The organism is Streptomyces sp. NPDC055025, assembly GCF_053608565.1.
In genome coordinates this window covers 21,801-34,475 of the sequence record NZ_JBSGVS010000054.1, presented here as the reverse complement: position 1 = coordinate 34,475, position 12,675 = coordinate 21,801, and the positions used below count along the sequence as shown (strand labels likewise).

Sequence of the window (12,675 nt, the reverse complement as noted above, 5' to 3'; positions counted from 1 at the left end):
TCGGGTGCCGACGGGAGAGCCGTCTGAGAGCGCTCTCGCAAGAGGTCGGGGAGCGTGTCCCGGTGCCCCGCGCTTCGTCAAGACTCGAACGCACGACGGCTGCCGATCTCCGGTGAACTGCCGTCTATGTCAGATGTATTGACACTTCTGTTTCAGGAGTTTTACGTTTCATGGCATCTGAGAGCGCTCTCGGACGCCCTTTCCCCCCATGTCTTCGAGGTGCCGTCCATGTCCGTCTCCCGTGCCAGACCCGTCTCCGCGCTGGTCCTGGTCACCGCCCTGGCCGCTATCGGCCTGGGCCCCGCCGCCGGCCCGGCGATGGCCGCCAACGTCCCCGTGGGTGCGGGGAGTTACTCGGACACCCGCCCCGCCGGCACAGCGGGCCCCACGACCAACACCGGCACCCCGGTCACCCCCAAGGTGACCGAGGCCGCCAGGAACAAGCCCGTGCCCACGAACGACTGGTGGTCGTCGCTGGCCTTCCAGCGCTACGGCGACAACCCGTACTCCACCCCGATGTACGGCCACCCGCTCACCTACCAGGCGACCGCGGGCGGTCTCCAGGTCGGCTATCCGACCACCCCGACGGTCAGCGGCGACGGCCGTCAGTACGAGTACGCGCACAAGGCCGATCTCACACTCGGTCTGACCGGGCTCAACTCACCGGACACCAAGGCCGACAACTGGTCGGACTGGACCGTCACCCCGTACTGGTCGGACGGCGCCCGCACCCTGCGGACCACCATCGGCCACGGCCTGCCCTTCGTCTACGCCAAGGGCACCGGCGGCGACGCCAGGATCACCACCGCCGCCGCGCCCCAGGTCTTCGCCGACCAGGGCAATGTCCTCGGCATCACCGTCGCGGGACACCACTACGCCCTGTTCGCGCCGACCGGCAGCGACTGGTCCATAGCGGGATCCACGCTCACGGCCGGACTCGGCGGGCGTGACTACTTCTCCCTCGCGGTCCTGCCCTCCACGGACGCGCTGGCCACCTACCGGAAGTACGCGTACAGCTTCGTCACCGGCTCGAAGGTGAGCTGGAGCGCGGGCGCCGGCACGGTCAGGGCGACCTACAGCCTCACCACCGCACCGCAGGAGGGCACCGAGACCGGTACGCTCCAGGCCCTCTACCGGCACCAGTGGCTCTACACGACCGACGCGCTCACCCCGTACACCTATGTCTCCTCGCGCGGCACGATGAAGGTCCGTGAGGGCACCTCCTTCACCACCAGCCAGCAGTCGGCGGGGGTGCTGCCCGCCCTGCCGAAGGCCGGCGGGGTCGACCAGGCACGGCTCAGGGGCCATCTGAACGAGGTGGCGAACGCGGCCGATCCGTTCTCCGGCGCGGTCGACACCTACTGGACCGGCAAGGCGCTGGGCAAGCTCGCCCAACTGGTGCCCATCGCCGAGCAGATCGGTGAGACCGCCACCCGCGACAAGCTGGTCGGACTGCTCAAGGGCCGGCTGGAGCAGTGGTTCACGGCGGGCGGCGCGAACGAGTTCTCGTACGACAGGAACTGGAAGACGCTGACCGGCTACCCCGCCTCCTACGGCAGCGACACGGAACTCAACGACCACCACTTCCACTACAGCTACTACGTCTACGCGGCGGCGATCGTCGCCCAGTACGACCGGGCGTGGGCCGCCGACTCCGCCTGGGGCGGCATGGTGAAGACGCTCGTGCGCGACGCGGCCAACCCCAGCCGCGACGACACCGCCTTCCCCTTCCTGCGCGGCTTCGACATCTACGCGGGACACAGCTGGGCCTCGGGGCACCAGGGCTTCGCCGCGGGCAACAACCAGGAGTCGTCGTCCGAGTCCACCAACCTCAGTGCCGCACTGATCCTGTGGGGCTCCGCGACCGGTGACACCCAGCTGCGCGACCTCGGCAGCTACCTGCTGACCACCGAGTCCGAGGCGATCGGCCAGTACTGGTTCGACGCCGACCAGGCGGTCTTCCCGTCCTCCTTCGGGCACGACACGGTCGGCATGGTGTGGGGCAGCGGTGGCGCGTACTCCACCTGGTGGACCGCCAATCCGGAGGAGATCCACGGCATCAACGCCCTCCCGCTGACCGGTGGTTCGCTCCATCTCAGCCGCGAGAAGGACGCGATCAGGCGCAATCTGGCGGAGATGACGCGGGAGAACGGCGGTCCCGCCGTCGAATGGCGGGACATCCTCTGGGAGTTCGAGGCCCTCGCCGATCCGGCGGCGGCCAAGGCCAAATGGGACGCGGGCAACGCGGGCTACACACCCGAGGCGGGCGAGTCCAGGGCTCATACGTACCACTGGATCACCACACTGGACTCGCTGGGCGCTCCCGACGCGACCGTGACCGGATCGATCCCGACCTCCGCCGTCTTCACCAAGGGCGGGGTACGGACGTACGCGGCGCACAACTTCGACTCGGTGGCGCGTACGGTCACCTTCTCGGACGGCAGGACGCTGAACGTACCGGCGCGTTCGACAGCGACCGGATAGGCACCGGGCAGGGGCCACCGCGGCCGTGCACGGCCCGCAGGACACGGCCCGCAAGGCACTGCTCACCAGGCACGGCCCACGACGGACGGCGGGGCTCGGCTCAGGCCGAGGCCCGCCGTACCAGTGTGGTCGGAGTGATCACCGAGGCCGGCGCCGAGGCACCCTCGCGGTCCCGGTCCAGACCGCGCAGCAGCAGCCGCGCCATCAGCCGGCCCTGCCCCTCTATGTCCTGCTGAACGGTGGTCAGCGGCGGGTCGGTGGCCTCCGCGACCGAGTCCATGTCGTCGAAGCCGACCAGCGCCACATCGTCGGGCACCGTACGGCCCCGCTCCTTGAGCACCCGCAGCGCGCCCGAGGCCATCAGATCGTTGGCGGCGAACACCGCGTCCAGATCGGGGAACCGCTCCAGCAGTTCCGCCATCGCGCGCGCCCCGCTCTCCTCGGTGAACGTCCCCTCGGCGATCAGCCCGGCATCCGCGTCCAGCATCACATCGCGGTAGCCGTCGAGCCGGTCGGTGGCCGAGGTCTGGTCACGCGGGCCCGCGATATGCGCGATCCGCCGTCGGCCCAGATCCCGCAGATACCGCACGGCCGCGCGGGCGCCGCCGCGGTTGTCCGCGTCCACATACGGCACGGCCTGGTGGTCCTGGGCCGCCGTCCAGCTCGGCCGGCCTCCGTAGACCGTCGGCACCCCGGACCGCCGGGTGATCTCGGGGATCGGATCGTCGGTGTGCAGGGAGAAGGCGAGCGCGCCGTCGACATGGCCGCCCGCCAGATAGCGGGCGATCCGGTCGTAGTCACCGGGACCTTCGAGCAGGAGCAGTACCAGCTGGGTGTCGCGCGCGGTCAGTTCCTTGCTGATACCGCGGATCTGCTGGGAGAAGAACGGATCGGAGAAGATCCGGATCTCCGGCTCGGCGATGATCACGGCGACGGCGCCGGTGCGCCGGGTGACCAGGGTGCGGGCCGCGTGGTTCGGTACGTATCCCAGCTCGTCGACCGCCCGGCGCACCTTGTCGACCAGCGGCTGCCGTACCCCCGCACCGCCGTTGACGACCCGCGAGGCCGTGGCCCGGGAGACGCCGGCGCGCGCGGCGACAGCTTCCAGAGTGGGACGGAACCCAGGGGACGGCTCGGGCAAGGCGTGCGCTCCTCGTCGGGGACGGATACGGCTGACGGCGCCGGTACGGGTACGGGCGGGCGTCGGGACCTGACGGACGTGCGGGCACGGCCGGACGACAGGACCGATACGGCGGTACCGTACGGCAGCGCCGCATACAGGGGCGAGACGGGCTGCCGCACCACTACACCCTAACCGCTGCGGCGCTGTGGATGAGAGCGCTTCCAAAGCGTCTCATCAGGGGAGTCCCGGCAATCCTGTCACCCGGGAGGGGCACGCCCACGCTCCCGCGTCCCAGCGGCGGGCCGTCGCCGACGCCGTACGGCGGCCGCGCGCCCGACACCCGTACACGCGCGCGGCCGACACTTCGTATACAGGCCTGTGCCTCTCGCGGCCCGCCGACTGCCCTCTTTTGCACGGGAGTTCACCGGGGTACCTTCCGCCCCATGGAGATCCGTGCGCGGCGAGCCCGCTGGTCGTACAGAACCCTGGTCGCGGCGGTCTCCGCCGCTCTCATGGGGGTGCTGCTCACTCCTGCGGGAGCACTGGGCGCGCAGCCCACCGCGGGGCCGGGCGGACCGCGGGTGAAGGAGAGCCAACCGGTCTACTCCTACGACGACGCCATCCGGGAGTCCATCTGGGTGGACACCGGGATCGACGGTGACGGGAACGGCGGGACCGACCGGGTCGCCGTCGATGTGATCCGCCCGAGCGAGCCGGCCGAGCGGGGCCGCCGGGTGCCCGTGATCATGGACGCGAGCCCCTACTACTCCTGCTGCGGACGGGGCAACGAGAGCCGGCGCAAGACCTATGACGCGGACGGGAACCCCCTCGGCTTCCCCCTGTACTACGACAACTACTTCGTACCGCGCGGCTATGCCTTCGTCGCCGTCGATCTCGCGGGCACCAACCGCTCCGACGGCTGTGTCGATGTCGGCGGGCGCTCCGACATCCAGTCGGCCAAGGCCGTGGTCGACTGGCTGAACGGCCGCGCCCGCGGCTACGCCACCCGCACCGGCACCGAGCGCGTACGCGCCGACTGGACCACCGGCGCCACCGGCATGATCGGCAAGAGCTACGACGGCACCATCGCCAACGGGGTCGCCGCCACCGGGGTCGAGGGGCTGGAGACCATCGTCCCGATCAGCGCGATCTCCTCCTGGTACGACTACTACTTCCAGCAGGGCGCCCCCCTCTACGACTCGGGCCCCGATTGGCTCTCCGACTATGTGGAGAGCCCCGAGGCCCGGACCCGCTGCCAGGCGGTGCAGCGACGGCTGATCGACGAGGCGCCGCGCACCGGCGACCGGACCGGTCTCTGGGACGAGCGCGACTACGCGCGGAACGCGAAGAAGGTCCGGGCCAGCGTCTTCGCCGTCCATGGCGCCCAGGACCTCAACGTCCGTGCCAAGCACCTCGGCCAGTGGTGGGACGCGCTCGCCGACGCGGGCGTGGAGCGCAAGATCTGGCTCTCCCAGACCGGCCATGTCGACCCGTTCGACTTCCGCCGTGCCACCTGGGTCACCACCCTGCACCGCTGGTTCGACCACTATCTCCTCGGCTACGAGAACGGCATCGACCGCGAGCCCATGGCGGACATCGAGCGCGCCCCCGACCAGTGGTCCACCGACCGGGTCTGGCCGCCGCGCACCACCGCGACCACCTCGCTGCGTCCCGGTGCGGGCGATGTCGCCGGGGTCGGCACCCTGGGCCGTACGCCCGCGCGGCCCGGCACCACCGAGACCTTCACCGACGACCCGGGACGGAGCGAGACCGACTGGGCCGCCGAGATCGATCTGCCGACCGCGGCCAAGTCCGGCTTCATCACCCGGCCCCTCAGCCGTGATCTGCGGCTGTCCGGCTCCGGTACGGTCACCGTGACCGCCACCCCGTCCACCTCGACGGCCCATCTCTCGGCGGTCCTCGTCGACATCGGCCCCGACACGATCCGGGACTACGCCGCGTCCGGCGAAGGCATCAGGACGCTGACCGAGCGCACCTGCTGGGGTCCGAGCACCACCGCCGACAGCTCCTGCTACCGGGAGACGGAGGCCAGGACGGCCGAGGTCGGCCAGACGGTCTTCAGCCGGGGCTGGGCCGATCTCGGCACCTACGCGTCGGCCGGCCACGGCCGCCCGCTCACACCCGGCAGGCCGTACACCCTCACCGTCGAGCTCGCCGCGACCGACCATGTCGTCCCCGCCGGACACCGGCTCGCCCTGATCATCGCCGGTACCGACCAGGACCTCATCGACCCGCCGTCCACCACCCCCACCCTCACCCTCGATCTGGCCAGGACCAGCGCCGGACTGCCGCTCGTCGGCGGCGCGGCGGCCTTCGCCCGCGCCACCACCGGCGCCGTCCCGCCGTACAGCGCACCCCGTGAGTCCCGTCACCACGGCGTGGCCGAGCCGCGCCGGACCCCTCCGATCCCGGGAGACAGCAGCCGATGACCCGACCACGCGCCACCACGTCCCGTATACGCGGACTCGCTCTGGCGATCACCGCCACGGCCCTCGTCACCTCGCTGGCCGCCGTCCCCGCCCAGGCCACCACCTCGCCCGCCCCGCCGCGCACCGAATTCGAGACGAACGGCGGCGCCGACTGGACCAGCCAGCCGCAGGAGCAGCGGTTCCTGAAGGCCGTCGACCGGGGGAGCGAGCGCGCCACGCTCACCACCATCGGCACGACCGAGCAGGACCGTCCGGTCCAGCTCGTCCGGATCGGCGCCCGGCACACGGCCACCACCGTGCTGCTCGTATGCAGCCAGCACGGTGACGAACCGTCAGGCCGCGAGGCGTGTCTGACCACGGTCCGTGATCTCGCCTACACCGAGGACCGCGACACCCTGCGCTTCCTGGCCCGTACGAGCGTGCTCGTCGTCCCCACCGCCAACCCGGACGGACGGGCCGCCGACACCCGGGGCAACTCCGACGGCGTCGACATCAACCGCGACCACATCGCGCTCAAGACGGCCGAGGGCCGTGCCCTGGCCGCCCTCATCCGTGACCAGCGGCCCGATGTCATCTACGACCTGCACGAGTACGGCGCCACCCCGCCGTACTACGACAAGGACCTGTTCGACCTCTGGCCGCGCAATCTCAACACCGCGACCGCCGTCCACGACGAGTCAAAGGCGCTCTCCGAGCGGTATGTACGGCCCGCCGCCCGCGCGGCCGGCCACACCATCGGCACCTACGGGATCTGGACCGACCCGGTGACCGACGAGCCCATCCGGCAGACCGCAGGTGACGGCCAGGAGCGCATCCTGCGCAACGCGGCGGGTGTCAAACACTCGCTCGGACTGCTCATCGAGAGCCGGGTCAACGCGCTCACCGAAGCCGAGGAGGCCGACCCCGCGCTGAACCACCGCCGCCGGGTGGCCAGCCAGCTCGACTCCCTGGAAGGGCTGTTCACCTTCACCGACGAGCGCAGGGGAGCGATCGTGAGCGCCACGGCCACCGCGCGGCTGGCCGGACTCAAGGACCGCGGCCCGGTCTATCTCGGCGGCGCCGACAACGAACCCGCGGCCCCCGAGCAGATCATCCAGAACCCGCCGTGCGGCTACCGCCTCGACGCGGCGCAGTACGCCGACGTCAAGGACGAACTGGCCCTCCACGGGGTGCTGTCGCTGCCGCTCGGCAAGGGCGCGTTCGTACCGCTCCGCCAGTCGCAGCGGAATCTGGTCCCGCTGCTCCTCGACGAACGCGCGGCGTACCACCTGACCGCGGCGGTACCCGGCGACTGCTGATCAGGAGTCCAGCGCCAGCCGGGCCGCGTCCCGCGCGCAGCCCCAGGCCACGGTGACCCCCGCGCCGCCGTGTCCGTAGTTGTGCACCAACCGCGCGCCCCCGGGCAGGGTCACGGCCTCCAGCCGGACCCGGGGGCGCGCGGGCCGCAGCCCCACCCGGTGCTCCAGTACCCGCGCTCCGGCCAGCGCGGGGTGGATCCGGGCACAGCGCGCGACGATCGCCTCGGCCTCGGCCGGGTCGGGGCGCAGATCCCAGGAGTGCTCCGTCGCCGTACCGCCGAGCAGCACCCCGTACGGCTGGGGCATCACATACGTCATATCGGCGGAGCCGGGGAGGGACGCCACGAACCACTCGTCGATCCCCGGGTTCTCCACGACCACCACCTGCCCGCGCACCGGATACAGCGACGCGTCCGCCATCAGCACCCGGGCACCGATCCCGGTGCAGTCCACCACCACGGGCGCCAGCTCCGCCGGTTCCTCGAAGCCCGTGACCGTGCGCCGCTCCACCGTGCCGCCCGCCGCGCGCAGCCGTTCCTTCAGATAGCGCAGATGGACGGGCATGTCGATCAGCGGGACAGTGGCCCGCAGCGCCTGGCCGAAGCCGGCCGGCAGTTCCTCCCCACGGGCCTCACGCAGTCCGGGGACCCGGGCGGCCCAGCTCCCCAGATCCGTCATCGGGGTGTCCGTCATCAGCCCGGGGACGATACGCACCCCGGTCTCGTCCGGCCGCCGCGCGAGCTGTTCGTACTGGTTCAGCGACCGCTCCAGCCAGGCGCCCACCTCGGCCTCGGGCTCGATGCGATAGGGCCAGAACAGCGCTCCCGCCACCGCCGATGTGGTGCGCCCCAGCGGATCGCGGGTCCACAGCCCGACCCGGTGACCGTCCTCCGCGAGCACCACCGCCGTCGTCAGACCGATGACTCCACCGCCGACCACCAGTACATCCCTCTTACCGCCGTCCATGTCCGGACCGTAGCGGAATCCGGCCTACAGGCCCATATTCCGGTGGACGGACGGGTCGCTCGTCCGCGATCCTTCTCCCCGGCACCCCGGCACCCCCCACCCAGCACCTCGTTAGGATCAGCGGTCTGATGACTGCCACGCTCGTAGCCAAGGATCTCGCCGCCGGACACGGCGACCGCTCGCTCTTCTCCGGACTCGACCTCGTGGTCGCACCCGGCGATGTGATCGGACTCGTGGGCGCCAACGGTGCCGGAAAGTCCACCCTGCTCCGGTTGCTCGCCGGACTCGACACGCCCGAGGACGGGGCGATCAGGCTCTCCCCGCCCACCGCCGCGGTCGGTCATCTCCCCCAGGAGCCGGAGCGGCGCGCGGGCGAGACCGTACGGGCCTTTCTCGGCCGCCGTACGGGAGTCACCGCCGCGCAGACCGCGCTCGACGAGGCCACCCAGGCGCTCGTCGACGGCGCACCCGGCGCCGACGACGCGTACGCCATCGGGCTGGAGCGCTGGCTGAGCCTCGGCGGCGCCGATCTGGACGAGCGGGCCGAGGAGACCGCCGCCTCGCTCGGCCTCACCGTCGGACTCGACCAGCCGATGACCACCCTCTCGGGCGGCCAGGCGGCCCGCGCGAGCCTCGCCTCGCTCCTGCTCTCGCGGTACGACATCTTCCTGCTGGACGAGCCGACCAACGACCTCGACCTCGAAGGCCTGGAGCGGCTGGAGGGATTCGTGACCGGTCTGCGCGCCGGTACGGTCGTCGTCAGCCACGACCGCGAGTTCCTCGTGCGCACCGTGACCAAGGTCCTGGAACTCGACCTGGCCCAGCAGAAGATCACCCTCTTCGGCGGCGGTTACGAGGCCTATCTGGAGGAGCGGGAGACCGCGCGGCGCCATGCCCGTGAGGAGTTCGACGAGTACGCGGAGAAGAAGGCGTCCCTGGAGACACGGGCGCATACCCAGCGCGCCTGGATGGAGAAGGGCGTCAGGAACGCCCGGCGCAAGGCGACCGACAACGACAAGATCGGCCGTAAGCTCCGCGCCGAGTCGAGCGAGCAGCAGGCGGCCAAGGTGCGCCAGACACAGCGGCTGATCGAGCGCCTCGACACGGTCGAGGAGCCCCGCAAGGAGTGGGAGCTGCGGATGGAGATCGCCTCCGCGGACCGCTCGGGCGCGGTCGTCGCGGTGCTGCGCGCCGCCGAGGTCAAGCGTGGCGACTTCCAGTTCGGTCCTGTCACCCTTCAGATCGACCGGGCCGACCGGATCGCCATCACCGGGCCCAACGGTTCGGGCAAATCCACTCTGCTCGCCGCCCTGCTGGGCCGTCTCCCGCTGGACGCGGGCCATGCCTCGCTCGGTTCGGGCGTGGTCGTGGGCGAGGTCGACCAGGCACGCGCCCTCTTCCACGGCCCGGAGACACTGCTGGACGCGTTCCGCCCGGCCGTCCCCGACACCGAACCGGCCGAGATCCGTACACTGCTCGCCAAATTCGGGCTGAAGTCGGACCATCTGCTGCGCCCCGCGACCACCCTCTCCCCGGGCGAACGCACCCGCGCCGCACTGGCGCTCCTCCAGGGCCGGGGCGTCAATCTCCTCGTCCTGGACGAGCCGACGAACCATCTCGACCTGCCGGCGATCGAGCAGCTCGAATCCGCGCTGGACTCCTACGACGGCACCCTGCTCCTGGTCACCCACGACCGCCGCATGCTGAACGCGATCCGCACGACACGTCGCCTGGATGTGGCGGCGGGCCAGGTGACCGAGAGCTGAGGGCGAGCGCTCCGGCCACCGCCCCGCGTCCAGGCGTCCGGCGCGTCCGCGGGCGCGGAGCGGGCCTGGTCCTCGCCACACGCCCGCATCACGCCCCGGACCCGCGCCACGCCCCGGACCGGCCGCCCCCTCGCGGGGCGGCGCGCTCCACGCGAGAGGGGAACCTCAGCCGCGCCGACCGCCTCCGCGGCCCCCGCTCCCGCCCTTCGGATCCGTGAGCCCAGCACGCCGCAACGCGTCCGCCATCGCGCTGTTCGCCGGAGGCGGCGCCGACGCCTGGCGCCCGCCGCCCCGCTCACCGCCGCCCCGGCCGCCCGCACCGCGCCGCTGCTGCGGCGGACGTCCGCCCCCGCCCGTCCCGCCCGACCGCTCGCGCTCCGGCTTCGCCCCCACCTCGTCGTCCAGGCGCAGTGTCAGGGAGATGCGCTTGCGCGGGACGTCGACCTCCATCACCTTCACCTTGACCACATCGCCGGGCTTCACCACTTCCCGGGGATCCTTCACAAAGTTCCTCGACATGGCGGAGACATGGACCAGTCCGTCCTGGTGCACACCGATGTCGACGAAGGCGCCGAACGCCGCGACATTCGTCACGACCCCCTCCAGCACCATCCCCGACGCCAGATCCCCGATCTTCTCCACGCCGTCCTTGAACGTCGCGGTCTTGAACGCCGGACGCGGGTCCCGCCCTGGCTTCTCCAGCTCACGCAGGATGTCCGTCACGGTCGGCAGTCCGAAGGACTCGTTCACGAAATCGGCCGGCTTCAGCGAGCGCAGCAGCGGCGCGTTCCCGATGAGCGAGGCGACCTCGCCGCCGTTCGTCCCCACCATCGACCGCACGACCGGATACGCCTCGGGGTGGACGCTCGACGCGTCCAGCGGGTCGTCACCGTCACGGATACGGAGGAAGCCCGCGCACTGTTCGTACGCCTTCGGGCCGAGCCGCGGCACATCCTTGAGCGCCCGCCGGGACCGGAAGGGGCCATGGGTGTCGCGGTGGGCGACGATGTTCTCCGCGAGTCCCGTCCCGATGCCCGAGACCCGTGAGAGCAGTGGCGTCGACGCGGTGTTCACATCGACACCCACGCCGTTCACACAGTCCTCGACGACCGTGTCCAGCGAGCGGGAGAGCTTCACCTCGGACAGATCGTGCTGATACTGGCCGACACCGATCGACTTGGGGTCGATCTTCACCAGCTCGGCGAGCGGGTCCTGGAGCCGGCGCGCGATCGAGACGGCGCCGCGGATCGACACATCGAGACCGGGCAGCTCCTGCGAGGCGAACGCCGAGGCCGAGTACACCGAGGCGCCCGCCTCGGACACCATGACCTTCGTGAGCTTCAGCTCCGGGTGCTTCGCGCACAGCTCACCGGCCAGCTTGTCGGTCTCCCGGGACGCCGTGCCGTTGCCGATGGCGATCAGATCGACCGCGTGGGCCTTGGCGAGCCGCGCCAGCGTCGCGAGCGACTCGTCCCACCGGTTCGCGGGGACATGGGGATAGATCGTGTCGGTGGCGACGACCTTGCCCGTCGCGTCGACCACGGCCACCTTCACGCCCGTACGGAACCCGGGGTCGAGCCCCAGCGTCGCGCGCGTGCCGGCCGGCGCGGCCAGCAGCAGATCGCGCAGATTCGCGGCGAACACCCGCACCGCCTCGTCCTCGGCGGCCGTCCGCAGCCGCAGCCGCAGATCCATTCCGAGATGCACCAGGATCCGGGTGCGCCACGCCCACCGCACCGTGTCCGCGAGCCACTTGTCACCGGGCCTGCCGCGGTCGGCGACCTCGAAGCGCCGCGCGATCATGTTCTCGTACATCGTCGGGCCGGGCCGCTCCGAGGACTCGGACGGGTCCTCCGGCTCCAGCACCAGATCGAGGACATCCTCCTTCTCGCCCCGGAACATGGCCAGCACCCGGTGCGAGGGCAGCTCGGGGAACGGCTCGGCGAAGTCGAAGTAGTCGGCGAACTTGGCGCCCGGTCCCTCCTTGCTGTCGTCCTTGCCGTCCCGGACCTTCGAGACGAGCCGGCCCCGCGTCCACATCCGCTCCCGCAGCTCGCCGATGAGATCGGCGTCCTCGGAGAACCGCTCGGTGAGGATGGAGCGCGCGCCCTCCAGCGCGGCGGCGGGGTCCGCCACGCCCTTGTCCGCGTCGACGAACGCCGCGGCGGCGGCCAGTGGCTCCACCGACGGATCCTTCAACAGCCCCTCGGCGAGCGGTTCGAGACCCGCCTCACGGGCGATCTGCGCCTTCGTGCGCCGCTTCGGCTTGAACGGCAGATAGATGTCCTCCAGGCGCGCCTTGGTGTCGGCGGCCCGGATCCGCGCCTCCAGGGCATCGTCGAGCTTGCCCTGCTCGCGCACGGAGTCCAGGATCGCGCTCCGCCGCTCCTCCAGCTCCCGCAGATAGCGCAGCCGCTCCTCCAGGGTGCGTAGCTGCGCGTCGTCGAGCATCTCGGTCGCTTCCTTGCGGTAGCGCGCGATGAACGGCACCGTCGATCCGCCGTCGAGCAGCTCGACGGCCGCCTTCACCTGCCGCTCCCGTACGCCGAGTTCCTCGGCGATCCTGCCTTCGATGGACGTCGTCACGA

General features: G+C 71.3%; 7 protein-coding genes. 4 read left to right on the top strand and 3 right to left on the bottom strand.

All coding sequences use genetic code 11. The annotated features are described in order from the left end of the window. The first annotated feature begins 228 nt into the window (after window positions 1-228). Window positions 229-2,484: a glycosyl hydrolase gene (locus ACWGDX_RS28725; protein WP_453630139.1), complete on the top strand. Its 2,256-nt coding sequence runs from the start codon at window positions 229-231 to the stop codon at window positions 2,482-2,484. 100 nt (window positions 2,485-2,584) lie between these two features. Here ACWGDX_RS28725 and ACWGDX_RS28720 read toward each other — a convergent pair whose 3' ends face one another. Further along, window positions 2,585-3,625, bottom strand: coding sequence for a LacI family DNA-binding transcriptional regulator (locus tag ACWGDX_RS28720; protein ID WP_453630137.1), 1,041 nt, complete (start codon window positions 3,623-3,625; stop codon window positions 2,585-2,587). 425 nt (window positions 3,626-4,050) lie between these two features. Here ACWGDX_RS28720 and ACWGDX_RS28715 point away from each other — a divergent pair, with 425 nt between their 5' ends. Then, the gene (locus ACWGDX_RS28715; protein ID WP_453630135.1) at window positions 4,051-6,057 is read left to right on the top strand and encodes a Xaa-Pro dipeptidyl-peptidase; all 2,007 of its coding nucleotides are present in this window, start codon (window positions 4,051-4,053) and stop codon (window positions 6,055-6,057) included. Then, on the top strand, window positions 6,054-7,355 hold the full coding sequence (locus ACWGDX_RS28710) for a M14 family metallopeptidase (protein WP_453630133.1): 1,302 nt from the start codon (window positions 6,054-6,056) through the stop codon (window positions 7,353-7,355). The genes ACWGDX_RS28715 and ACWGDX_RS28710 overlap by 4 nt, the downstream gene beginning before the upstream one ends. Here the strand turns inward: ACWGDX_RS28710 and ACWGDX_RS28705 are convergent, their stop codons facing one another. Beyond that, on the bottom strand, window positions 7,356-8,321 hold the full coding sequence (locus tag ACWGDX_RS28705) for an FAD-dependent oxidoreductase (RefSeq protein ID WP_453630131.1): 966 nt from the start codon (window positions 8,319-8,321) through the stop codon (window positions 7,356-7,358). A 128-nt stretch (window positions 8,322-8,449) separates the two neighbouring features. Here ACWGDX_RS28705 and ACWGDX_RS28700 point away from each other — a divergent pair, with 128 nt between their 5' ends. Then, complete coding sequence (locus tag ACWGDX_RS28700; protein ID WP_453630129.1) at window positions 8,450-10,087, top strand: ABC-F family ATP-binding cassette domain-containing protein; 1,638 nt, start codon at window positions 8,450-8,452, stop codon at window positions 10,085-10,087. A 165-nt stretch (window positions 10,088-10,252) separates the two neighbouring features. On the opposite strand, the gene ACWGDX_RS28695 is transcribed toward ACWGDX_RS28700, so the two are convergent. Continuing rightward, window positions 10,253-12,673: a Tex family protein gene (locus ACWGDX_RS28695; RefSeq protein ID WP_453630127.1), complete on the bottom strand. Its 2,421-nt coding sequence runs from the start codon at window positions 12,671-12,673 to the stop codon at window positions 10,253-10,255. Between the last annotated feature and the right edge of the window lie 2 nt (window positions 12,674-12,675).

Coding starts and splice junctions, on each gene's coding strand:
- ACWGDX_RS28725 (WP_453630139.1), top strand. CDS start 229: ATGTCCGTCTCCCGTGCCAGACCCGTCTCCGCGCTGGTCCTGGTCACC.
- ACWGDX_RS28715 (WP_453630135.1), top strand. CDS start 4,051: ATGGAGATCCGTGCGCGGCGAGCCCGCTGGTCGTACAGAACCCTGGTC.
- ACWGDX_RS28710 (WP_453630133.1), top strand. CDS start 6,054: ATGACCCGACCACGCGCCACCACGTCCCGTATACGCGGACTCGCTCTG.
- ACWGDX_RS28705 (WP_453630131.1), bottom strand. CDS start 8,321: ATGGACGGCGGTAAGAGGGATGTACTGGTGGTCGGCGGTGGAGTCATC.
- ACWGDX_RS28700 (WP_453630129.1), top strand. CDS start 8,450: ATGACTGCCACGCTCGTAGCCAAGGATCTCGCCGCCGGACACGGCGAC.